This window comes from Chryseobacterium takakiae, assembly GCF_900129385.1.
In the GTDB taxonomy this organism is placed as follows: Bacteria; Bacteroidota; Bacteroidia; order Flavobacteriales; family Weeksellaceae; genus Chryseobacterium; species Chryseobacterium takakiae.
This window is the reverse complement of record NZ_FQVO01000009.1, coordinates 87,262-111,763: the sequence shown is the minus strand read 5'-3', so window position 1 is coordinate 111,763 and position 24,502 is coordinate 87,262. Positions and strand designations below refer to the sequence as shown.

Here is a 24,502-nt window from a genome sequence, read left to right as displayed (position 1 = left end):
ATTTAAATTATTCTATTTATCCAGTACTTCATATATTGAATTATTACTTCTGAATTCCGGAACAATTATCTTCAGAAGCTTTACCACTTCAACTTTATCCATTCTTAAGGATGCTTTGGTAATAGAATTTACAAGTGTTTCAATTTCCAGAAATTCCATCGTGGGATCTTTAGAAATCATAATTTTTTCATTGTGAGTCGGTAATGTTTTGGCATCATCGCTCAAAAGTTCCTCATACAATTTTTCTCCCGGCCTTAAGCCAGTATAAATAATTTTAATATCAATGTTCGGTTCAAATCCGGAAAGCTTAATCATTCTTCTTGCCAGATCCAATATTTTAACCGGCTCCCCCATATCAAAAACAAATATTTCTCCTCCCTGTCCCATCGTTCCGGCCTGCAATACCAGTTCGCAGGCTTCTGGAATAGTCATAAAATATCTTACAATATCCGGGTGAGTAATCGTAACAGGTCCTCCGGCTTCAATCTGTCTTTTGAAATGAGGAATTACCGACCCGTTTGAACCCAAAACATTTCCGAATCTCGTAGTAATAAATTTCGTAGTATTTCCTTCTACATTCTGCAATGACTGCACAAATAATTCAGCAGCTCTCTTTGATGCGCCCATTACGTTGGTAGGGTTAACCGCCTTATCTGTAGAAATCATGACAAATCGGTTTACTTTATACTTGCTGGAGAGTGTTGCTATAATTTTGGATCCGAGTACATTTACCAGGATTCCTTCGTGAGGATTTTCCTCCACCAGCGGAACGTGTTTATAGGCCGCTGCATGGTATACCATAGAAAAGTTATACGCCTGGAACAAGGGTTCTATTCTGTGCCTATTAGAGACATCCGCCAATACAAATTTGAATCTGACATGAGGAAACTTTTCTTTCATTTCCAATTCAATATCGTACAAAGGGGTTTCTGCCTGATCCAGAACTACAATCAGTGAAGGATTAAACTGTGCAACCTGGCGCACAATTTCACTTCCTATTGAGCCTGCACCGCCTGTTACAAGGATATTCTTATTAAAATGCCTTCTCTTGATTTCTTCATTTTCAATTTTAATAGGTTTCCTGTTCAGAAGATCTTCAATCTGAAGATTACGAATGGAGCCCGCAAAATCACTGTCGCGTAGTTTTTGTACCGATGGTGCTTTAAATATATTGAGATCTTTTTCAAGAAATAAATTTACCCATGAATTCATTTCATCTTTAGACATCATTTCTTTAATGATGATTACCCCGTCAATGAGAAGTTCTTCTTTTGCGTTTTCTTCTATTTTTTCTTTTGCAAAAATAGGCTTTCCCAATAAGTATGCTCTTTTAGAGTCTGTACGCTGCGTGAGAAATCCTACTACGTGATAGGGAAGGCTCGGATTATCCAGAATTGCCCTTGCTATGGCAATAGATTGCTCATCAATCCCCAATACAAGAATTCTTTTTTTCAATGTGCTTCTTCTATATTCTCTCACTATATGAAAAAACTCTTTCACATAAAGCCTGAACAGAAAAAGTCCCATAAAGGAAATTATGAAATACAGAATAAGAAAAGGATTAATAATAAACTCTTTTCCTGTAACCCACTCACAAATGATATTGGCACTTCCTACTAAAAACAAAGTGCAGAAGCATGAAATGAGGAGTTTAAAAAGATCTATAAAAGTAGAATGTCTTATAATACCTGCATATGTTTTAAAAATATACATAAACATGACATTCGAAAATATCACTCCTGCAAATATTATAATCTTATCGTTATGATAAATAAATTCAGATCTCGTAATTTTCTCTATAATATATGTAGATAAAAACAGTGATATTATCAATATGATAATATCTATTACAAGAATTATCCACCTAGGCAGGTATCTTACATCCGAGAGATTGACAACATTATCTCCTCCGAACATTTTCTTTCTAAAAGAGTTGTACATTGTCTTTAATAATATTCATGTGTATAAAAATGTATAGTATAAACCTTCACATTCGAAAGTATTGATGCAAATTTAAAATAAAATTTCATCTATTATCAGTATTTAAAAATTAAATTTAATTTAGAGATGGTATTGTAACCGGAAATTACTTATCAGGATATTCCGCAATTGAAGAAACAACCGGGGCAAAAAATATACCACATTTTGATCTTTCCTTGTAATAGCTTCAACAATTACTGAAATCTGCAGTGAATCAAAGTGTTTTTTTGAAGTAAATTATTAATCATCAGTGTATGTAAAATCTTATTAATGTGTTTTTATTTTATTCAAAAATACCATTTATTTTTTCATATTCAAATCCCCTGCTCATTAAATATTTTATGGTTTTGGATTTGCGCTGGTATTCTTTAAGCCCTTTTTGCTTTGAATAGTAATCATCATAGATTTTGCGGATGGTTTTCTCATAATCATTTTCATCAATTTCATCAAAGCATGCATTAATTAATTTCTCGGGAATCTGCTTTTGTTTCAGGTGAATTTTAATTTTCGTTTTTCCCCAGTGTTTAATATAAAATTTACCCCGAATATAGCTTCGTGTAAACCGTTCTTCATTTAAATAATTTTCCTGCAAAAGATAAAGCATGATTTCCTCCTTCGCTTCGTCAATAAGAAGAAATTCTTTCATTTTTTGTTCAACTTCATAGTGACAGCGATCCTGGTACACACAATAGTTTACCAGCTTTTGTTTTATCTCATCAAAAGTGAACGATTTCTTTTCCATATTCCATAAAAAAGAATGAGCAGATGCCCATTCTTTATATTTTATTTTGATGTTAATTAATAGTTAAATAAAGCTTTTCCTTCCATTAATTCATTCACTTTTTTTCTTACGGAAGTAAGTACTTCTTCATTTTTAATATTATCTACTACTTCGGAAATTAATCCTGCAATGGTATCCATATCATTTTCTTTCAATCCTCTCGTAGTGATTGCCGCAGTACCCAATCTGATTCCTGAAGTTGTAAATGGTGATTTGTCATCAAAAGGAACCATGTTCTTGTTGCAGGTAATATCGGCAAGAACCAGAGCTTTTTCAGTTTCTTTACCGTTTACCCCTTTATTTCTAAGATCCACAAGCATCAGGTGATTATCCGTCCCTCCGCTTACAATATCAAAACCTCTGTCTGTCATTGCTTTTGCTAATGCCTGAGCATTGGATTTAACCTGTTTTGCATAGGTTTCAAACTGTACATCCAAAGCTTCCCCGAAAGCAACTGCCTTTCCTGCAATCACATGTTCAAGCGGACCTCCCTGAATACCCGGGAAAACAGCTCCGTCCAACACCTGGCTCATCATCTTGATTTCTCCTTTCGGCGTTTTGTGGCCATATGTATTTTCAAAATCTTTTCCCATCATGATCATTCCTCCTCTCGGACCCCTCAATGTTTTATGGGTAGTTGTCGTTACAACATGACAGTGCTCAAATGGTGAATTCAACAATCCTTTGGCTACTAAACCGGCAGGATGTGCAATATCTGCCCAAAGTGTCGCGCCGATTTCGTCTGCTACTTCTCTGAATTTGGCATAATCAAGATCACGGGAATATGCTGAAAAACCTGCAATAAGCATTTTAGGCTTTTCTCTCAGTGCAACTTCTCTCATCTGATCATAATCGATAAGACCAGTCTCCTGCTGCACGCCGTAAGAAACCACCTCATACTGAATTCCTGAAAAATTAACCGAAGAACCATGAGTAAGGTGACCTCCCATAGAAAGATCCATTCCCATAATTTTATCGCCCGGCTTTAAAACGGCAAGATAAATGGCAGCATTGGCCTGAGAACCGGAATGTGGCTGAACATTTACATAATCAACTCCGAAAAGCTGTTTTGCCCTTTCAATAGCCAACGTTTCAACCTCATCTACTACTTCACAACCTCCGTAATATCTTTTTCCGGGATATCCTTCGGCATATTTATTGGTAAGCACACTTCCCACAGCTTTCATCACATTATCAGAAACAAAGTTCTCTGATGCAATCATTTCAATTCCGTGAGTTTGTCTTTGTCTTTCTTTTTCAATCAGGTCGAAAATAATATCCATTTTACTTTTAGTTTTTGAAATTTTTCACCCCAAAATTACGAAATTTCCACCGAGATTTGGGTATATATCGATATGATTTTTGGCCTTATCATTAACAATACATCCAGAACATTAGTTCTTTAATGATATTCCGACAGTGCTTTCCAATGATTGCCATCAATTTTTTAAATAGAGAAGACTTCATCAAAATTCGGGAGAATCAAAAAATTTAAAATCCTTCGTCTGACAATTCTTTGTTGATAATGGCTCCGGTAAAGTTTCCCTGTGCAACTGCATTGGCTACCGACCTCATCATGGTGGTATTATCTCCACAGGCGAAAACCCCTTCTGTACTTGTTTTATGGAAATGGTCTATTTTAATAAAGCCATGCTCGGTAAGTTCAAGCTGAAGATCTCCGGTATCGATATTCTGCTCAAAAGGTATTTTTGCATATAACGCTTCCAGCTCCTTTTCACTGCCGTCTTCCAATATAACTTTCTGAATCTGGCCTTTCTCATGAACGATTTCTTTTATTTCGTCTTCAACAATATTGATTTTATTTTGATTGAATTTTTCACTCTGTTCCTCATCCAGTGTGGATTCTCCGTTGGTAAATAATGTGAGATCTTTAGACAAGTTAAAAACCAGTTTTGAAAATTCAAAAGCCAAATCGCCGTTGGAAAGAATTCCTGTTTTCTTATCTTTCACTTCGTAGCCGTGGCAATAAGGACAATGGATGACTGAAATTCCCCAGCATTCTGCAAATCCTTCAATATCGGGAATCTGGTCTTTCACCCCGGAGGCCAGAATTATTTTTTTAGCGGAAAATTTTTCGCCGTTATCGGTTTCCACTTCAAAACTGCCGGAATTTTTAAAGGTTTTCATTACTTTACCTTCCTGAAAGTGTACTGTTTCGTATTTTGAAACCTGATCTTTTGCTATTTCTGAGATTTCTTTTGGCGTTTTACCGTCCTGCGTGAGAAAGTTATGCGAATAGGGAGTCTGTTGGTTGCACGGTTTTCCGCTGTCGATGATTAAAACTTTTCTTAATGATCTTCCCAGAGACATTCCTGCGGATAATCCTGCATAGCTTCCCCCTATTATGATTACGTCAAAGTTATTTTCCATAAGTATTTATTTCTTGATAGTTACTACAAGTAGCGAACCGTTATTATTCAGCAAAGATAAAAATAAATTCATTAATGCAACAAAATTGCATTAATAATTACTATATCTAAAATTTAAACACAGAATACCAAGACATGAATTAAACAAAAAAATCCTGAGAAATTAATTTTCCCAGGATTACATCTGATGTATAGTGTCAGTTTACTATTTTTTTGATTTTTCTTTTAATTCTTCTTTGTCTTTATCGGAAGGATTCCAGACTTTAACATCCGCATTTTTATCAATTCCGGACATGATTTCAACATTGATTCCGTCGCTTGCTCCCAATGTTACATATGCTTTTTTAAACTTACCATCTTTCTGTTTTACCTCAACGAAAGGCACATCTTTACCGTTTTTCTTTTCATATTGAATCAGAGATTCATCAAGAAGCAATGCATTTTTCTTTGAAGTAAGAACAATTTCACCATTGGCAGAAAATCCTGCTCTGATGTATTCGTTATTTGGATTGAAAACATCCCCTTCCACCGGGAATTTGATCGTTCCGTTGTTATCTTTCCCTTTTGGAGCAATCATCGTTAATCTTCCCGGAAATGTTTTATTCTGAAGGGCTCCGATAACGATGTTCATATCCATACCCTGTTTTAGTTTTCCGGCCTGTGCTTCGTCAATTTCTCCCTGAAAAATTAATGAATTAAGATCAGCGATAGAACAAATGGTAGTTCCGGCATTGAAAGAGTTAGCTTCAATCACCTGGCTTCCCACTTTTACAGGAACTTCAAGAACCGTTCCGGCAGCTTTTGAACGGATCTGTGTGGTAGCAAGCCCCTGAAGCTCCGGAGTAGCTCCCGTTTTTGCAATCAGCAATGTTTTCTGTGCAGTTACAAGCTGCTGCTGTGCATTTTTCAGTGCCTGTTGTGTAGTGTACAGCTGCTGTTGTGCATTTAAGAATTCCTGTTTGGAGGCAACTCCCTGTTTGTAAAGCCTTTCCTGCATTTCAAACTGTTTGCGCATATTTTCAACATTCATCCGGGCATTGCTGATCTGGAGCTGCTGATTATTCACATTCTGCTGAGCGTTGTTTACTTCCGCAATATTCGGGACAATTCGTACGGTTGCAATCAGCTGCCCGGCTTCCACCCTGTCGCCTTCGTCTACTAAAATTTTATCAATAATCCCTGCTATGTTTGGTTTGATTTCGATTTCCTCCTTCGGAATGATTTTTCCTGTCGCCATTACTTTATCCTCCATATTCTGAACGGTAGGCTTGCGGGTAAGGAAAGCTTCGTTCTCTTTAGAATTGGATTTTACAAGATACCCGATTCCTGAGAACAGTGCCACTGCAAATAAAAGCCCCAGAATAATATAGATGGCTTTTTTCCAAGTGAATTTCTTTTTCATATGTCTAGTTTATTTTATTTAAAATTAAATGGTAAAAAATTTCTACTCCGTTCTTAATGCTTCAATAGGCCGGATTTTTACCGCTCTCTGCGCCGGGATCATTCCGATGATCAATCCTAAAATCACCATAACCGCCATGGCCGCGAAAACATTTCCATAGTTTACCGTAGGATTGTAAAACGGAAACGAATCCTGCCCCTGCGTTGCTATATTTAAAATCATGAGAACAAAAATCCCGAACATAAAACCGAGAAGTCCTGACGACAGCGTTATCACCACACTTTCAAGAAGAATCTGGTTCCTTACTTCCGAAGGTTTAGCTCCCAAAGCCCTTCTGATCCCGATTTCTTTTGTCCGTTCTTTCACCGTAATCAAAAGGATATTGGAAATGGCAATTACTCCCGCAAGAATCGTTAAAGTGCCGACAATAATGGTAAGGAGCTGCATTCCTGTAAGAAATCCTGTTAATTTTTTAAATTCCTTGCCGAGGTTAAAGCTTCCGAATGCGTTGGTGTCGTCCGGGGAAACTTTGTTTTTAGTCTTTAATTCAAGCTTTACGTTTTCTTCAACGGAATTCACATTGGCATTAGGCTTACTCACAATAGCAAACATATCAATCTGATCTCCTGCATTATACATTTTAGTATAGGTGGAAAGCGGAATAAAAACCGTCTGGTCATTCTCAAATCCCCCACCTTTTTTAACTCTAAAAACACCGATGACGTTAAAAAAAATTCCTTTAATGTTGATAGACTTTCCAAGCGGATTTTCATTCTTTTTGGAATCAAAAAAGTTTTTATAAATTTCTTCCCCGATAACGGCCACATTTTTATTTCCGGAAACATCCGCATCGTTGATGTACCGTCCGAAGATGAGTTTTTTTTCTGAGATCTTATTTCCTACCGGATAATCCCCTGTTAAAGCATACGTTCCGCTTTTACCGTTTCTGGACATGGACTCTCCCGGAGTTCCCGTAAAGCTTCCTCTTGAGTTCTGTGGTGAGATATAATCAATTTCGGAAATTTTTCTTTTCAGCATATCAATATCGGAAAGATGAAGATGCATCTGTCTTCCTTTAGGAAAACCTTCATAAGGAATCGATGTATTTTGCGCCCACAGAAAAATAGAATTGGTGGCAAAACCTGAAAACAATTTATCGAAACCGTTTTCCATTCCTTTGGCGGCACCAAGCAGACTTACATACAAAAACATACCCCATCCCACTCCAATCATGGTAAGGAAGGTCCGAAGCTTATTATTCCTGAGCGAATAATAAATTTCCTGCCAAGTATCTTTTTTAAATAATATATTCATTTCAATGGTCAATCTTTATAATGTCAATGGTCAGTCTCTGCGAGTACATGTTTAATCTTTTAAGACTAAATTCATTTGCGAAGTAAAATTCCACATTCATGTTCTTTATTCCGTTCTCAGCGCTTCGATAGGTTTGATTTTAGATGCTCTGTAAGCCGGCACAAATCCTGCAATCAAACCTGAAAAAACCAGGGCAATGAATGCTGCAAAAATATGCCCCCATCCCACACTCGGATCTTTAATAAAATATTCTTCCAAATTATTTCCTATTAAATAGAGCGCCAGTGCACCGAGACCAACTCCAATTAATCCTGAGATTACCGTAATCACAACACTTTCCTGAACGATCAGCGCTACAATGGTTCTTGGTTTCGCGCCAATGGCTTTCCGCACCCCGATTTCCTTGGTTCTTTCTTTTACGATATACACCATAATGTTGCTGATCCCGATAATCCCGGCAGCCAGTGTTCCAAGTCCAATAAAACCAACAATTCCGGTGAGTACTGCCATAAATGCGAAGGTATCGTTCATATTCTGGGCATTGTTCCAGACCCTTACTCCGTTTTCATCGTCGGGCGCTACATTTTTTCTGGATTTTAACCTTTCTTTTAACTCATCACCGTATTTTATGGCTTCCTGAGGTGTTAATTTTTCATTATAAGCAATATAATTAATGCTCACGGTATCCGAGCCTTTTTTCATCTGCTGCAATGTGGTAATCGGAACGGTGATGTGCCTTTCGTCCCAGTCACCACCGTCGTCTGAAAATACACCTACCACCTTAAACATGGTTCCGTTAATATTGAGCTCTTTCCCGACAGGGCTTCCGTTTTTAATAAGGTCACGCTGAACCATCCTCCCGATTACTGCTACATTTTGTTTTCTTTCCAGATCGGTTGGTGTAAGATATCTTCCTTCAAGGATTTTCCGGTTTTCAATAATCTTTTCTTCAGGCTTAGCTCCGTTAATCTGATAATTGCCGCTCTCTTTACCGTATTTAACCAATAAATTGGAGGTATATCTGGGCGTAGAACTTCCTACCTTTTCTTTGTCGATATTAACCAGAAAATCATAGTCATCATTATTCATCGTCACTTGTCTGTCAGACTGAAGACCATTGTAGGCAATCGTAGTTTTTCCAGTTACAATGGAAATCAGGTTCTGGGCATCTCTGGCAAAACCTTGTGTAAAGGCATTCTGCAGACCTGTTCCTATTCCGAATAGGACAATGAAAATGAATAGTCCTAAAGCTACAGTAAAGCCTGAAAGTACCGTCCGCAATACATTACTGCGAATAGAACTGAATATTTCCTGCCAACGATCTAGGTCGAACATAGTTTTTGTTTTTTTACTTTGTAAAAAAGTGAATTAGCTAAGCTGTGAATTTCCTGAGTCAATTAACTTCGTTGTCAATTTTACCACGCAGAATTCACTTGCAAAGTAAAATTTGACGATTAACTATTCACTTTTTAACATTCCACTTAATAATATAAATGCTGTCCTAATTAATTTTCCGATCTTAACCAAATCCTCCGCTCTAAAATAATTACATTCAATAACCATATCAAAACATGAATCTAATTCGATTACGGAACCTCTTTCTACTTCAAAGTATCTTTTTCTTTCCAGATCAGATTTTCTTGAACAGCCTTCCGTTATATTTAAAACTACAGAAGTAGAAGCTCTTCTTATTTGATCCGTCAAATTAAATCTTTCAGTCTCGGGAAGCTTTGATAAAATTTGATAACATTCAAATCTTAACTGTCTTGCTGATTTATAAACATTAAGTTTATAATGATTCAGATTTAGAAACATTGTTTATTTTTTTGGTATTCATTTGTATTATTTGTATCAATTATTATGGTGAATCATTATACCTATAAAATTAACCTTTACAAAAATTCACTTGCAAAGCAAGATTGACAATTCATCATTCACTTTACAGTACCAGTTGCTTAATAAACTCATCACTTTCGATAATTCCGTCTTTTAAGATGACGTTTCGTTTTGTCTGAGCTGCCACGTCCGGTTCATGCGTAACGACAATAATTGTTTTTCCTTCATTATTAATATCCTGAAGCAGTTTCATAATATCGTGTGTGGTTTTAGAATCCAGTGCTCCTGTAGGTTCATCGGCAAGCACAACTTTTGGATTGGTGATCAGAGCCCTTGCAATGGCAACTCTCTGTTTTTGCCCTCCCGAAAGTTCATTGGGTAAATGGTTCGCCCACTGTGCAAGCCCTACTTTTTCCAGATACTCCATTGCTTTTTTTTCACGCTCTCTCCGAGGAACATTCTGATAATACAAAGGAAGCGCAACGTTGTCCAGAGCAGTTTTATACCCGATCAGGTTGAATGACTGGAAGATAAATCCTAAAAATTTACTCCTGTATTCTGCAGCTTTCACTTCCGAAAGATGCTCTATCGGAACGCCATCCAGCTCATAAATTCCGGAATCTTTCTCATCAAGAATACCGATAATATTCAGCAGGGTTGATTTTCCGGATCCGGAACTTCCCATGATCGAAACAAACTCACCTTCCGAAATCGAAAGGTTAATTCCTTTAAGAACATGAAGCTTACTTTTTCCGGTATCGTATGACTTATGTAAATCCTGAATTACTAACATGAAGCGGGATATGTTTTATCCAATAAGTAGGTATAAATTTTAATTTGTTACGCAGAAAAAAAAAATCTTTAATTAAATTATTGTTTAATTAATTATTCTTTTATTGATAGTAGTCTACGAAATACTGTTTAACTAATAATTCACTTCAAACAAACATTTTTAAACGATACTGCCTTGTAAGCCAGTATTTAAGCGGTTTTGATGTAAATGTGGAAAACTTTTAAGGTTAAAACTCAACCATTTAGTGTTTCGCTCTTTTAAATACAGTTCTTGTTTTCTAACTTTGTACATGTTCATCACCAAAAAATAAATACTTTACCGGGTTAATAACTCCAGCCTGTAAGTGCCAACAAATCAAAATGTTGAATATTTTTTGAACTTTATCCACATCGATCATTATTAATTTTAAGACATTCTAAATATGGGAATTTTTGATAAAAGAGTAAGCTATAAACCATTTGAATACCCTGAAGTCCTTCAATTCGTGGAAGCAATCAACAAGTCATTTTGGGTGCACTCGGAAGTGGATTTTACCGCAGATGTTCAGGATTTTCATTCACAGCTGGAACCGCACGAAAAACACGCCGTAAAGAATGCCCTCCTGGCTATTGCACAGATTGAAGTATCCGTAAAAACATTCTGGGGAAATTTATACAACCATCTTCCGAAGCCTGAATTCAATGGTTTGGGTGCTACGTTCGCGGAGTGTGAATTCCGTCACTCTGAAGCCTATTCCAGATTGCTGGAAGTATTGGGCTACAATGAAGAATTTTTGAATGTTGTTGAAATTCCGGCTGTAAAAAAGAGAATCGACTTTTTATCAAATGTTCTGAAACATGCCAATTCTGCAACACCTAAGGAATACGTTTCTTCTCTTTTATTATTCAGCATCCTGATCGAAAACGTTTCGCTTTTCTCTCAGTTTGCCATCATCCTTTCTTTCACCAGATTTAAAGGATACATGAAGAATGTTTCCAACATCATCGCCTGGACTTCCGTTGATGAGCAGATCCACGCTAATGCAGGAATTTTCCTAATCAATAAAATCCGTGAAGAACAGCCTGATTTATTAACCGATTCTGACATTGAAGATATTTACACTTTAGTAGACCAGTCTGTAGAACTTGAAGGAGAAATCCTGGACTGGATCTTTGAACTGGGAGAATTAAATGTATTCTCAAAAGAAGATTTATTAAACTTTATGAAATACCGTGTTGATGACAGTTTAAAGAAAATCAACATGAATACAAGATACAATGTCTCTCCTGAACAGTACCGTCCGATGGTGTGGTTCGAAGAGGAAGTTTTCGCCAACTCCATGGATGATTTCTTTGCGAAAAGACCGGTGGATTATACGAAGCACGATAAGAGTATTACAGCGAACGACCTTTTCTAATTTTGATTTGCGCGGGCGCGAGCGAAGCGAGCGTCGAAACAGTTAGTATTAGCGATCTGTCATTCGATATAAAATGAAGGTTACGAATGTAGTTCGACAGCGAAGTGAAGAATCTCACAACCTGAGATTCCTCTTTAAAATAATAAAAATAGAACTGTTACAAATAAAACCTAACGGGTTTTGAAAACCCGTTAGGTTTGGAGTCGAAAACTTTTACGATTTGAAAAAAGCTATTAATTTTTGATTGATACAAAAGACAAAAATTCATCTTAGCCCTGATTGAGCGGCATGTCTGAGCTCTTTTTCTTTGAAAAGAAAAAAGCGAGTAGCGAAAGCAGGTACACCAATGAAAGAAAGACAAGATTTTATGCTCCTAAAATAATAAACAATGCATTGGCATTTTACAATATAAAAAAATGGAAGAACAAAGTACAAATATATGGTGGCTCAATGAAGAGTCCGAGCAAATGCTCAACCGGGGCTATTTGCTGAAAGGGGAAACAGTTGAAGGTGCTATCGACAGAATTACCACGGCGGCAGCGAAAAGACTGTACAAACCTGAACTACAACCTGCATTCAAGGAAATGATCACCAAAGGATGGATCAGTTTTTCTTCACCGGTTTGGGCGAACATGGGAACCCAGAGAGGTCTTCCTATTTCCTGCTTTAACGTTCATATCCCGGACAGCATTGAGGGCATTACCCACAAAATGGGTGAGGTGATCATGCAGACAAAGATTGGAGGCGGAACATCAGGATATTTTGGGGAACTTCGTAACAGAGGAACCGCAGTAACGGATAACGGAAAATCTTCCGGAGCTGTTTCTTTCATGAAGCTTTTTGATACGGCGATGGATGTGGTATCTCAGGGTGGCGTGAGAAGAGGTGCTTTTGCAGCGTATCTGGATGTCGATCACGGAGATATTGAAGAATTTTTATCGATTAAAGATATCGGAAGCCCGATCCAGAACCTGTTTACAGGAATCTGTGTTCCGGATTACTGGATGCAGGACATGATTGACGGAGATATGGAAAAACGTAAAGTCTGGGCAAGAGTACTGGAAAGCCGTCAGCAAAAAGGTCTTCCGTACATTTTCTTTACAGACAACGTAAACAGAAATAAACCTCAGGTTTATAAGGATTTAGGATTAACAGTAAACGCCAGTAACCTTTGTTCGGAAATTATGCTTCCTTCCACGATGGAAGAATCTTTCATCTGCTGCTTATCTTCCATGAACCTTGAACTGTATGATGAGTGGAAAGATACCGATGCGGTAAAACTGGCAATCTACTTCTTGGATGCTGTTTTATCTGAATTTATCGATAAAACAGAAGGAAACTATTATCTTCAGGGAGCAAGAAATTTTGCCATGAGACACAGAGCATTGGGCCTAGGGGTTTTAGGCTATCATTCTTACCTTCAGAAAAATATGATTCCTTTTGAAAGCTTTGAAGCGACACAGTTCAATGCAAGAGCGTTCAGAAGAATTAAGGAGCAGGCTGAACAGGCATCAAGAGAGCTTGCCAATATTTACGGAGAGCCGGAATTGCTTAAAGGATACGGACTGAGAAATACCACCACAATGGCTATTGCTCCTACAACTTCAAGTTCTGCAATTTTGGGACAGACCTCTCCGGGAATTGAGCCATTTGCTTCCAATTATTTTAAAGCGGGTCTGGCAAAAGGAAACTTTATGCGTAAGAATAAATATCTTGCCAAATTATTGGCTGAAAAAGGGCTGGATAATGAGGAAACATGGAGAACGATTATGTTAAATCATGGTTCTGTACAGCATCTGAAAGAGCTGACGGATGAAGAGAAGGCAGTATTTAAAACATTTAAAGAAATCTCTCCTATGGAGATTATCTCTCAGGCAGCGCAAAGACAGCAATATATTGATCAGGCACAGTCGCTGAATCTTCAGATTCCTTCTACCATGCCGGTGAAAGATGTAAATTATTTATACATTGAAGCCTGGAAAAAAGGTGTAAAAACTCTTTATTATCAAAGAAGTTCTTCTGTTTCTAAAGAAATGATGGTAAACTTTGTTACCTGTACTGCTTGTGAAGCATAAGACTCTCAAATAATAAACACTACATATTCACTTCAGCACGCTTTTACAGCGTGCTTTTTTATTTTATATTTGTTTAAATAGTTAATCACTAAAAAATTTAGATATGAAATTCGGACAAGTAGAAGATCCTTCAAAAATAGATTTTACATTACCTAAAGATCATCCCAAAACAAAGGAAATTTTAAACCAGAATAAAAAAGGACTGAAAAATATTTCCATTGGATGCGCCAAATGGAATAAAACCGACCTGAAAGGATTTTATCCTAAAGGCACAAAGGATGAACTAACGTATTACGCGACCCAGTTCAACTCTATTGAATTGAATGCGACGTTCTATGGAATGCCCACGCCTGACCAGGTACAGACCTGGAAGGAGAAAACACCTGAAAATTTTAAATTCTTCCCTAAAATTACGAATACGGTTTCTCATTTCAGACGATTAATTGATGTGACTGAACCGGTAACTCAATTTGCTACTTCGGTGCTGAACTTTGATGAAAAGTTGGGAATGGTATTTCTTCAGCTTCATGATAATTTTAAGCCTAAAGATTATGACAGGCTGGGAAAATTTGTGAAAGACTGGCCCAAAGAAGTCCCGCTAGCCATTGAATTAAGAAATACAGAATGGTTTACCAATGAAGAAATCCTGAATACGACCTGCGAACTTTTCGAAAGCCACAACATCACCAATATCATCGTAGACACCGCCGGAAGACGGGATATGCTTCATATGCGGCTTACAACACCTACGGCTTTCATCCGCTATGTTGGAGCCAATGCTGAAAGTGATTATGAACGTCTTGATGACTGGCTGAAACATCTTACAAAATGGAAGGAAGAAGGCCTGGAGAATCTTTACTTTTTTGTGCACCAGAATATCGAAAAAGCATCTCCTCTTTTGTCTGCTTATCTGATAAAAAAAATGAATGAAGAGTGGAAAACGGAGTTTCACATCCCAAAAATGGCAACGGAAAGCACGGGAACACTATTTTAAGGATTGATAAATTTTAATTTTATTCACTATTAAGTGTAATAAAGTTAATTAAAATTCACTATTTTAAGAAAAATAATTCACCGGTTATCCCCTGTAAAAGAAATACTTGCAAAATATTTTTCGTATTGTAATAATTGTTAAATTAGAAAAAAAAGACAATTAAAAAAAACCAATATGGAAAATGAAATTTGTAAAATAAGTATTTCAACAAACTGGTTGGGAGATGAATACATCTTTTATGAAGACGACAAAATTAAAAGAGTGTATGATAGCAATAGTTTAAGCTCTGATAATACAGAATGGATAGAGCCCAAACAGATCAGTAAGCATAATAAAGATAAAATTATAAAAAACTGCCCGGAAGAATTTAAGGAGAGAATAATGCTGATTTTAGATTATCCGTGATCTATACCATCTTAGAAAATAAAACTTCCGGCTTGCTTCGCAAGCCGGAAGTTTTATTTTCTGTTTTTAATCAACAAGATTAAATTGAGAAAAAGCAGCAGAAAATCAAGGGTTACCCAGATCCCAATTTTAATATTCTCGTAATTGTACTCTTCCACCTGCTTTTTTGCAAGATCCGAAAGTTTAACACTCTGGTTGATATAATTCCGGACCTCAATAATCTGATCCATATTTTTATTAGGCAGTGCATGCTGAGAAAAATATACAAGATTTTTTTTGCCCAAATATCCGGCAATCCAGTATTCATCGGAATTATCCATTTTAAGGTATTCTATACGGTAATATTCCGGACGGATATTTCCGATATGCTTAGTATCTATTACCTTACCGGTTTCGGTATCATTAAGCGTTATAACATAAAAATCCAGTGGCTGGGGAAGTTTATTGATAACCTGCAGAGCAACAGAATCTTCCACAATTCCTACCGCACTTTTTTTTATAAACCAATAGGTAAAAATGGAAATAGAAAAGACGATGGTAACTATACGAAAAAGTTTTGCCCATTCGGCTCCCTTTCCTCTTTTAATTTTAGACAAAAAAAGAGAAATCACCAAAGCCCAGAAAATCGCCAGAACAATAAATACCATGTTGCAAAGATACTTAATTTAAAAGGCTTTTAGAAAAATATCAGCTGACATTCCACTCTTTATAAAACTGATCTAGAAATTGCAGCATGAAGCTATGTCTTTCTGCTGCAATTTCTTTTCCTTTCCGGGTATTCATAAGATCTTTCAGCAGTAATAATTTTTCATAGAAATGATTGATGGTGGTACCGTTGGATTTTTTATATTCATCTTTCGACATGTTCAGCTTAGGTTTGATTTCCGGATCATACATCGGATTGTTTTTAAAGCCTCCGAAATTAAAGGTCCTGGCAACTCCTATGGCTCCTATGGCGTCAATTCTGTCTGCATCTTGTACAATTTTGAGTTCAACAGGGAGATTTTCAGGAGCTTCTGCCCGGTTTTTAAATGAAATATTTTTAATAATAAACAAAACTTTCTCAATAACATTTTCTGATGTCTGCTGATTTTCCAAGAATTCACGTGAAACTTTTAGAGCCACGGTCTCATCACCGTTATGAAATTTAGGATCGGCAATATCATGGAGCAGGGCTGCCAGCTCAACAACTTCCAGGTTGCAGCTTTCTGTTTCAGCAATTTTTTTTGAAAGTTTCCAGACTCTTTCAATATGATACCAATCATGGCCGGCTTCAGCGCCTTTCAGTTTTTCTTTTACAAATTCTACCGTGTTTTCAATCAGCTTATTCATTATATCAATTCATTTAAAATAATATTCCAGAGCTTTTTATTATAGCTTCTAAAAAAATTAACATGCCCTATTTCACCTTTATCAGATTCGGAGGTGTTTATCAGTCTGTAGATGGGCTTCAGATTAGGGTAGGTATCATTCAGAAGGCTTTCCACTCCCTTTTTCGTCAACCACACATCATCTTCAGCCCTGATTACCAATACTTTTTGCGTTAACATTTTAGAATAGTCATCCGTTTTCTCCAATAATTTATTGGTCGATTTCCTGTTTAAAATTAAGGTTCTCCAGTCATATGCGCAATTTTTCGGAAGACTTTCTCCCAATCCAAACCATTGTGCAGGGAAATACCCTAATACTGTTGTGGTTAAAGGCTGTACAATCCCGAATCCCAGATACGCTTCAATTTTTGTCCTGAATTTTAAATTCCCAACAAAAGCATTTTGAGTTCCCACAAAAACAAATTCCTGAAAAATATCCGAATTTTTATTCATTCCTAAAATTAAGGCTCCTACAGAATGTCCGAGACAGTACTTTTGATAGTCTTTAAAATGATGTTTTATATATTCTGTAATTGCTTTAAAATCTGCGGATCCCCAAATTCGCATGGAAGCGTGGAAATTTCTCATATTCCGGGGTTTTGAAAGCCCGATTCCACGATAGTCATACGTTATTACAACGTAGCCTTGTTCAGCAAAATATCGGGCAAAAGAAAAGTACACCTGCTGCTTCACCCCTGTTGCGGAATTAATAACCAATAATTTATGATTACTCTGCTCCGGTGAAAACAGATGAGCCGTAATTACAGCCTGATCTTGTGTCGTGATGAGTAGTTTCTCCATAGATAAAAGAAAAATCCACTATAAAAGTGGAAATTTTAGTTTGGATACAGCATTTGTTTTATAACTTTCGATATGTTCCAAATAGTTTATGAAACGAAATCTGACAATCTTGGAAGACCGGTTTGAGAACCTTTTTTCCCTGAAACTCTCACAGAAACTTCATTTCCGAACTTCACACAATCTTCAATATCATTGTTATGGCATAATGCAATGGAAAATCCAACCGTAAAAGCATCTCCCATTCCCATTTTGTAGATGGTGCTGTCTTTTTCATTTCTACAGTATTTCATCTCAGTCCCATCAAAATAAACGGTAGAGTTGATATCATCTCTCACAAAAACTTTATTGAAATATTTTTTAAGAATTTTCTCTCTCTGCTCTTCCCCGAAAAGAATATGCAGCTCGTTACTTTTAACGATAATAAAATCAAGGTTTTCAACAAGTTCTTCGGAAAGTCTTTGAGCCGGAGAGGCGTACAATCCTACTTTTTTGCCATATTTTTTAGCTGTATTAACGGTAAATTCCACAACATCCATAGAAATTTCAAGCTGAAGAAGAATGAGATCTGCCGTCTGAAAATACCGGTCTGCAGATGCTACATGCTCCACATTTAAATAATTATTGGCGGCCGGAACGACGACGATGGCTGAATTTCCCGCTGAAGCTGTTACATAAGCCGTACCGCTTGCATCCTGATCGGTCTCAAAAACGAAATCTACATTTACATTTTCACTGATCATATTTCTCATGATCTGCTGTCCCACGGGATCCTGGCCTACACAACCGATAAAATAAACGTTTGCACCCAGTCTTGCTGCTCCTACAGCCTGATTAGCCCCTTTGCCACCAAAAAAACTTTCAGAATGAGCAGCAATAACGGTTTCGTTTTTTCCGGGAACTTTTTCGGTTTCCAGTACAAGATCTATAGAAGAGCTTCCTACAACGATTATCTGAGGATGTTCTGATGAAAAATTCATTGCACTTAATACATTAATAGTTGTGTTGGTAATACTGAATATTTATCAATTAAAATCTTAACTAATTTCTATAAATTCAGTTACGATTTTTACAGGCCCCCGGTTTTTATCGTAAGCAATATAGCTGGCATAAAATCCTTCGCCGTATCCTGTTTCAAAGGCAAAAATAGTTCCAGGATGATCTTCTGAAGGTTTTAAAAATGCAAACTGATCGATAGCCCCGTTTTCATCAAAGAAATACTCATGAAAAAATTCTTCATAAATTCCCATAAAGTCTGCTCCTTTGCGGTGATATAACAGCTGTTCCAGCTCATTAAGGCTGTTTTGTGTATCAGCATCCATGAAGCATCCCATTCCGCTTTCCACCGGATATCCGAATACTTCACCTTCCGCCAGGTCTTTTAGATTTTGTCCTTCCGTGGTGGCAAGTTTCCAGTCGGCAATAGCTTCCTGACTGAAAATAATTTCAGCGTATGCTACACAATTGCTTTCCCTCTCCTTATGAAGCAGAACAGAAAAATCTCCTTTGGGAAATACCGTTGTGAAGGGTTTCATATCATTTGTGATCACAGGATCACAAGCGATAAGATGACCGCTTGAAAGGTATATCTTCCCAACTTCAAAGCTTTCCAGCAAAGGACTTTCCACAAAGCTTTTGGAGAACAGCTTTTTTATATTTTCTAGGTGTGTCATTTTTAATTCATATTATCAAATTGCAGAGTTGTTCGTAGAATTGTCAGGCTGAGCGGAGTCGAAGCTTTTTTTTACTTTATCTGCCTCAAAATTTTTTGAATGACTTTCATTTTGACAAATAGAAAGTCCTTTCAGCTTTTCCCATTTATCATTAATGATAGCTTCCTTCTTTTTTCTGCTCCAGCCTTTCACTTGTTTTTCAAATGCAATAGCTTGTTCAACAATATTAAATTCAGTATAAAACACCAATTCAACCGGTCTTCTGTAATGAGTATAACTTTCAGGATAATATCCTGATTGATGCTTTAGAAATCTACCTTCCAAATCTCTGGTAATTCCCGTATAATATGAATTATCCGAGCATTTTAATATGTAAACAAAATATTGCTTCATAACAATAAGGCTTCGACTCCGCTCAGCCTGACAAATCTAATACTGTCCCCTCAAATAAGGCTGTTTTACTATAATGCCGAACAGAACCAAAAGTGTTATAAACTTTTCAGCTTTTCTTCCAGAATCGCAATCTTGTCGAGCGCATCTTTTTGTTTTTTGCGCTCCACTTCTACAATTTCCGGTTTTGCATTGGCCACAAACTTTTCGTTGGAAAGCTTTTTATCTACAGAAATCAGGAATCCTTTTAAATATTTTAATTCTTCTTCTGTTTTTGTTTTTTCTTCTCCCAAATCCAGGTTTTCACTTAAAGGAATTGAAATTTCCGTTGCACCAACCAGGAAGGTAAAGCTCGGCTTATCTGTTTTTGTTTCGAAATGGATTTCTGAAACGTTAGCTAATTTCTTTATTATAGATTCATTAGCAAGTGCTGATGCATTGGTATACATTTCAGCCGCTTCTTTTGGCGAAATGCCTTTTGTCTGACGGTAATTTCTAACACCTGAAATAATTTCAGACGCTGTTTCGAAGTTTTTGATAATATCTTCGCTGAAAGCCTCTGCTTTTTTCTGTTGCGCAATAATTAATGCATCTTCAATATTCCTTTCAGAAATAGCCTGCCACAATTCTTCTGTTAAGAAAGGCATGAATGGATGCAATAATTTCATTAATTCTTCAAAAAGAGCAACCGTTTTATGGTAAACTTCTTTAGAAATTCCTTCTCCATAATTTGGCTTGATCGCTTCTAAATACCAAGAACAGAAATCATCCCAAATTAATTTATAAATCAAATGTAAAGCATCAGAAATTCTGAACTTTTCAAACTGATCATTAATTTCAGCGATCGTTTTGTTTAATTTATTTTCGAACCATTCAATTGCCTGAATTTCCGTTGAGTTGGCCGGCTTATCTTCATGATTCCACATGTTAATCAAACGGAATGCACTCCAAATTTTAGACATGAAATTTCTTCCCTGAAGCATTAAATCTTCATCAAAAAGAAGGTCGTTTCCGGCTGCAGAGCTTAATAAAATTCCTACACGAACTCCGTCTGCTCCGTATTTATCCATCAGTTCCAGTGGATCCGGTGAATTTCCTAAAGATTTAGACATCTTTCGTCTCTGCTTATCTCTTACAATTCCTGTGAAATAAACATTTTTAAACGGAACTTCTTTTCTGTATTCCAATCCGGCCATAATCATTCTGGCCACCCAGAAGAAAATAATATCGGGACCTGTTACCAGATCTGATGTCGGGTAATAATAGTTAATGTCTTTATTTTCAGAATCTAGTAAACCATCAAAAACCGACATGGGCCACAACCATGATGAGAACCAGGTATCAAGAGCATCTTCATCCTGTTTTAAATTTTGAATTTCGAGTTCTGCGTTTTGAGTTTTTTCTTTGGCTAAAGCCAAAGCTTCTTCGATGGTTTCTGCAACAACGAAATCATTTTCGCCATCGCCGTAATAATACGCCGGAATCTGCTGTCCCCACCAAAGCTGTCGGGAAATATTCCAGTCTCGGATGTTTTCCATCCAGTGTTTGTAGGTATTTTTAAACTTTTCAGGATAAAATTTAACCTCATCGTCCATTACTACATCCAGCGCAGGTTTCGCAATTTCAGACATTTTCAGGAACCACTGTACAGAAACTTTAGGTTCAATTACCGCACCTGTTCTTTCTGAAGTTCCTACCTTATTTACATAATCTTCAGCTTTCAGCAAAAGATCCTTTTCTTCTAATTCTCTGGCAATCTGTTTTCTTACCTCGAATCTGTTTTTTCCGGCGTAATGTAAGCCATAATCGTTAAGATTTCCATCATCATCCAACGCATCAATCATTTGCAGATTATGCTTTTGCCCGATTTCATAGTCGTTAACATCATGAGCAGGCGTAATTTTTAAAGCACCTGTTCCGAATTCGATATCTACGTATTCATCTTCAATAATCGGGATGACTCTGTTTACAATCGGAACAATTACTTTTTTACCTTTTAAATGAGCATATCTTTCATCGTTAGGATTGATACATACGGCAGTATCCCCGAAAATAGTTTCAGGACGTGTGGTTGCTACCGAAAGAAATTCTTCTGATCCCTCAATGGCATATTTCAGGAAATATAATTTTCCGTTTTGCTCTTTAAAGATGACTTCTTCATCGGAAATATTGGTTTTCGCTTCAGGATCCCAGTTTACCATTCTGTAGCCGCGGTAAATCAATCCTTTATTATAAAGGTCAACAAAGGATTTGATTACCTGCCGGGAAAGTCTGGATTCCATCGTAAAACGGGTTCTGTCCCAATCGCATGAACAGCCTAGTTTTTTAAGCTGTTCAAGAATTGTTCCTCCGTATTTATCAGTCCACTCCCAGGCATGTTTTAAGAACTCTTCTCTTGTAATATCGGATTTGTTAATTCCTTCAGACTTCAGTTTAGCAACTACTTTCGCTTCCGTAGCGATGGAAGCGTGATCTGTTCCCGGAACCCAACAGGCATTAAATCCCTGCATTCTTGCACGGCGGACCAGAACATCCTGAATGGTATTGTTCAGCATATGCCCCATGTGCAAAATCCCCGTAACGTTTGGCGGAGGGATCACAACAGTATAGGGTGGCTTTTCATTCGGTTCTGAATGGAAGTATTTGTTTTCCAACCAGTAATTGTACCACTTTTGTTCTGTTTCCTGTGGATTGTACTTTTCTGAAATCTGCATAAATTCTATTACTTTAATTTACAATTTGCAAAAATAGTCTAAAGAAAAAAAATTTTAAGTATGAATTAAAATAATTTTTAACTTTGTTTCTCAAAATTTATCTAACAACATATTTAATATTCAAGAATATGAAAAAATTAATCGCAGGAATTGCTTTATTCGGGACATTCGCATTGGCATCTGCACAAACGATCACGTTTGATAAAACAACTTTTGATTACGGTACAATCAAGCCAAGTTCAGACGGTACAAGATTTTTTACAGTAACCAATACGGGTGATAAGCCTCTTATTCTTTCAAACGTAAAGGCATCTTGTGGATGTACAACCCCTGAATTCAGCCAGGATCCTATCATGCCTGGAAAATCTGCTAAAATCAAAGTTGGATACAATACTGCCATTAACGGTGGTTTCAACAAAATGATTGAAGTATTTTCCAACGATCCTGTGAACAGCAGAAGCGTAATCTACATCAAAGGAAACGTTGATCCGAACGCTCCGGACCCAAAACCTTTAACTCCTGCTGAATTGAAAGCTAAAGCTAAAGAAGAGAAAAAAGCTGCTAAACTGGCCAAAAAAGCTGCTGCTGCAAAGTAACTCTACTCAAGAAATAGAAGAACCGTCTCCGTGAGGCGGTTTTTTTTATTATGTTGATATCGGTTTGGCTGAAGTTTAGATATAAGTTTAATGTTAATCTTTTATCTTTTAAACTAATAAAAATATGGACACCAATTTCTCTGATGATTTTTTAGTAAAAGGAAAATTTTCTATTAACAATGCTTCAACACAATATAAAGGAAAACTCACCAAAGAAGAAGGTGAGCAACTATTGATTCAGGAAAAAGAAAAGCTTCGTCAACTTCAGGAAAAATTATATTCAGACGGAAGCAAATCTCTTCTGGTAGTGCTTCAGGCAATGGATGCAGCAGGGAAAGACAGTATGATAGAACATGTTTTCGGAGGAGTAAATCCGCAGGGATGTAATGTTACGAGTTTTAAGACACCTAGTTCAAGAGAGTATTCGCATGATTTTCTGTGGAGGCATTATCTCGCGCTCCCGCAAAAGGGTATGATCGGTATCTTTAATCGCTCCCATTATGAAAGTGTATTGGTATGTAAAGTACATCCAGAATATAATCTGAACGAAAAAACATGGAAATCTGTAAAAGATTTTGATGATAAATTCTGGGAGAACCGTTATGAAAGCATCAGAAATTTTGAAAAGCACCTATCTCAAAACGGGACCACAATCATAAAAATATTCTTAAATGTTTCTAAAGACGAGCAGAAGAAAAGGCTTCTCGACAGAATCAACGAACAGGAAAAGAACTGGAAATTCTCCGCGGCAGATCTTCCTGAAAGAGCATTATTCGATAAATATATGGAATGCTACGAAACGGCAATTAATGAAACCTCAAAAGATTACGCTCCCTGGTATGTACTTCCGGCAGATAATAAATGGTTTGCAAGAGTCGCAGCCATACAGATTATTATAGACAGTCTGGAAAAAATGGATCCGCAGTATCCCAAATTGTCTGAAGAAGATCGTAAAGATTTAGAGAAAGCAAAAGAACAATTGGAAAGTGAAAATAATTTTTAATGGAAGATGGAGCCTGAAGATGGAAGTTTTTAGTACAATAATTTTAAACTTGAGCTTCCAGCCTTTAACTTCCAGCTTATAAGAAACCACGAGAAAATCTGTAAGCCGGATTCTGTTCTTCCGAAGAAGCGCCTGTTATTTATCTGCGTCTTACATTGCTGCAAAACTTTAGCTGATTACCCCTCGGCTTTCAGAGCGGGCAACTCCTATTTTCATTGCTGAAAAGAACCGATATACTTATCATTGCACCGCAAAGAGTTTACCTGATTTCACTACAGCCGAACTGTACATCCTTTCTGTTGCACTGGTCCTACCCTCGCGGGTGACGGATGTTATCCGCTTTGCTGCCCTATGGTGTCCGGACTTTCCTACCTCCCGAAAACGGGAAATCAACAAGCCGACTTTCTCGTGGCTGCAAAGATAGCAAAATGTGAACTAAATCTACATTCTGTAGATTGTGAATTGTCAATTAAATTGTTTGTAATTTTAGAGCTTTGAAATTATTTTTCTAAAATAAAATTCACTATTCATTACGAAGTAAAATTGACGATTGACTAATAATTATTATCTTCGTACCACTAAAACTATACAT

The 24,502-nt window shown here is 36.9% G+C and carries 22 protein-coding genes and 1 other RNA gene; 6 read left to right on the top strand and 17 right to left on the bottom strand.

What is annotated here, in order from left to right:
* Nucleotides 1-12: 12 nt before the first annotated feature.
* The 9 genes from BUA76_RS12610 to BUA76_RS12570 all read right to left on the bottom strand — a co-directional run bounded on the left by BUA76_RS12610 (nt 13) and on the right by BUA76_RS12570 (nt 10,496).
* Nucleotides 13-1,941, bottom strand: a complete 1,929-nt coding sequence (locus tag BUA76_RS12610; RefSeq protein ID WP_072885157.1) for a nucleoside-diphosphate sugar epimerase/dehydratase — start codon at nt 1,939-1,941, stop codon at nt 13-15.
* A 322-nt stretch (nt 1,942-2,263) separates the two neighbouring features.
* Nucleotides 2,264-2,722 carry a regulatory protein RecX gene (locus BUA76_RS12605; protein ID WP_083573230.1) on the bottom strand — a complete coding sequence of 153 codons (459 nt, stop codon included), beginning with the start codon at nt 2,720-2,722 and terminating at the stop codon, nt 2,264-2,266.
* 56 nt (nt 2,723-2,778) lie between these two features.
* The gene (gene glyA / locus BUA76_RS12600; protein WP_072885156.1) at nt 2,779-4,044 is read right to left on the bottom strand and encodes a serine hydroxymethyltransferase; all 1,266 of its coding nucleotides are present in this window, start codon (nt 4,042-4,044) and stop codon (nt 2,779-2,781) included.
* Between the two features lie 208 nt (nt 4,045-4,252).
* Nucleotides 4,253-5,152: an NAD(P)/FAD-dependent oxidoreductase gene (locus BUA76_RS12595; protein WP_072885155.1), complete on the bottom strand. Its 900-nt coding sequence runs from the start codon at nt 5,150-5,152 to the stop codon at nt 4,253-4,255.
* Nucleotides 5,153-5,356: 204 nt separating this feature from the next.
* Complete coding sequence (locus BUA76_RS12590) at nt 5,357-6,553, bottom strand: efflux RND transporter periplasmic adaptor subunit (RefSeq protein WP_072885154.1); 1,197 nt, start codon at nt 6,551-6,553, stop codon at nt 5,357-5,359.
* Between the two features lie 42 nt (nt 6,554-6,595).
* The gene (locus BUA76_RS12585) at nt 6,596-7,867 is read right to left on the bottom strand and encodes an ABC transporter permease (RefSeq protein ID WP_072885153.1); all 1,272 of its coding nucleotides are present in this window, start codon (nt 7,865-7,867) and stop codon (nt 6,596-6,598) included.
* Nucleotides 7,868-7,972: 105 nt separating this feature from the next.
* Entirely contained in the window at nt 7,973-9,202 is a 1,230-nt protein-coding gene (locus BUA76_RS12580) for an ABC transporter permease (protein WP_072885152.1), read from the bottom strand.
* A gap of 123 nt (nt 9,203-9,325) precedes the next feature.
* The gene (locus tag BUA76_RS12575; RefSeq protein ID WP_072885151.1) at nt 9,326-9,682 is read right to left on the bottom strand and encodes a four helix bundle protein; all 357 of its coding nucleotides are present in this window, start codon (nt 9,680-9,682) and stop codon (nt 9,326-9,328) included.
* Between the two features lie 124 nt (nt 9,683-9,806).
* The gene (locus tag BUA76_RS12570) at nt 9,807-10,496 is read right to left on the bottom strand and encodes an ABC transporter ATP-binding protein (RefSeq protein ID WP_072885150.1); all 690 of its coding nucleotides are present in this window, start codon (nt 10,494-10,496) and stop codon (nt 9,807-9,809) included.
* A 421-nt stretch (nt 10,497-10,917) separates the two neighbouring features.
* Here BUA76_RS12570 and BUA76_RS12565 point away from each other — a divergent pair, with 421 nt between their 5' ends.
* From BUA76_RS12565 to BUA76_RS12550, 4 genes are all read left to right on the top strand, one after another.
* Nucleotides 10,918-11,892, top strand: coding sequence for a ribonucleotide-diphosphate reductase subunit beta (locus tag BUA76_RS12565; RefSeq protein WP_072885149.1), 975 nt, complete (start codon nt 10,918-10,920; stop codon nt 11,890-11,892).
* Nucleotides 11,893-12,308: 416 nt separating this feature from the next.
* Complete coding sequence (locus tag BUA76_RS12560) at nt 12,309-13,967, top strand: ribonucleoside-diphosphate reductase subunit alpha (RefSeq protein WP_072885148.1); 1,659 nt, start codon at nt 12,309-12,311, stop codon at nt 13,965-13,967.
* A gap of 103 nt (nt 13,968-14,070) precedes the next feature.
* Nucleotides 14,071-14,961: a DUF72 domain-containing protein gene (locus BUA76_RS12555; protein ID WP_072885147.1), complete on the top strand. Its 891-nt coding sequence runs from the start codon at nt 14,071-14,073 to the stop codon at nt 14,959-14,961.
* Between the two features lie 174 nt (nt 14,962-15,135).
* Complete coding sequence (locus tag BUA76_RS12550) at nt 15,136-15,366, top strand: hypothetical protein (protein ID WP_072885146.1); 231 nt, start codon at nt 15,136-15,138, stop codon at nt 15,364-15,366.
* Nucleotides 15,367-15,419: 53 nt separating this feature from the next.
* On the opposite strand, the gene BUA76_RS12545 is transcribed toward BUA76_RS12550, so the two are convergent.
* The 7 genes from BUA76_RS12545 to BUA76_RS12515 form a co-directional block, all read right to left on the bottom strand.
* Nucleotides 15,420-16,013: a hypothetical protein gene (locus BUA76_RS12545; RefSeq protein WP_083573229.1), complete on the bottom strand. Its 594-nt coding sequence runs from the start codon at nt 16,011-16,013 to the stop codon at nt 15,420-15,422.
* A 40-nt stretch (nt 16,014-16,053) separates the two neighbouring features.
* Entirely contained in the window at nt 16,054-16,698 is a 645-nt protein-coding gene (locus tag BUA76_RS12540) for an HD domain-containing protein (protein WP_072885145.1), read from the bottom strand.
* Complete coding sequence (locus tag BUA76_RS12535) at nt 16,698-17,537, bottom strand: alpha/beta hydrolase family protein (protein ID WP_072885144.1); 840 nt, start codon at nt 17,535-17,537, stop codon at nt 16,698-16,700. The genes BUA76_RS12540 and BUA76_RS12535 overlap by 1 nt, the downstream gene beginning before the upstream one ends.
* A gap of 86 nt (nt 17,538-17,623) precedes the next feature.
* Nucleotides 17,624-18,514 (bottom strand): ribokinase, encoded by an 891-nt coding sequence (locus BUA76_RS12530; RefSeq protein ID WP_072885143.1) that lies wholly within the window; start codon nt 18,512-18,514, stop codon nt 17,624-17,626.
* A 57-nt stretch (nt 18,515-18,571) separates the two neighbouring features.
* Nucleotides 18,572-19,207: a DUF4241 domain-containing protein gene (locus BUA76_RS12525; protein ID WP_072885142.1), complete on the bottom strand. Its 636-nt coding sequence runs from the start codon at nt 19,205-19,207 to the stop codon at nt 18,572-18,574.
* Nucleotides 19,208-19,222: 15 nt separating this feature from the next.
* On the bottom strand, nt 19,223-19,600 hold the full coding sequence (locus tag BUA76_RS12520) for a GIY-YIG nuclease family protein (protein ID WP_072885141.1): 378 nt from the start codon (nt 19,598-19,600) through the stop codon (nt 19,223-19,225).
* 95 nt (nt 19,601-19,695) lie between these two features.
* The gene (locus BUA76_RS12515) at nt 19,696-22,311 is read right to left on the bottom strand and encodes a valine--tRNA ligase (protein ID WP_072885140.1); all 2,616 of its coding nucleotides are present in this window, start codon (nt 22,309-22,311) and stop codon (nt 19,696-19,698) included.
* 128 nt (nt 22,312-22,439) lie between these two features.
* On the opposite strand from BUA76_RS12515, the gene BUA76_RS12510 reads away from it, so the two are divergent.
* A complete protein-coding gene (locus BUA76_RS12510) occupies nt 22,440-22,907 on the top strand; it encodes a DUF1573 domain-containing protein (protein ID WP_072885139.1) in 468 nt (155 codons plus the stop codon).
* A gap of 124 nt (nt 22,908-23,031) precedes the next feature.
* Nucleotides 23,032-23,910 (top strand): polyphosphate kinase 2 family protein, encoded by an 879-nt coding sequence (locus BUA76_RS12505; protein WP_072885138.1) that lies wholly within the window; start codon nt 23,032-23,034, stop codon nt 23,908-23,910.
* Nucleotides 23,911-23,995: 85 nt separating this feature from the next.
* On the opposite strand, the gene rnpB is transcribed toward BUA76_RS12505, so the two are convergent.
* Nucleotides 23,996-24,319, bottom strand: an RNA gene (gene rnpB / locus BUA76_RS12500) — RNase P RNA component class A.
* Between the last annotated feature and the right edge of the window lie 183 nt (nt 24,320-24,502).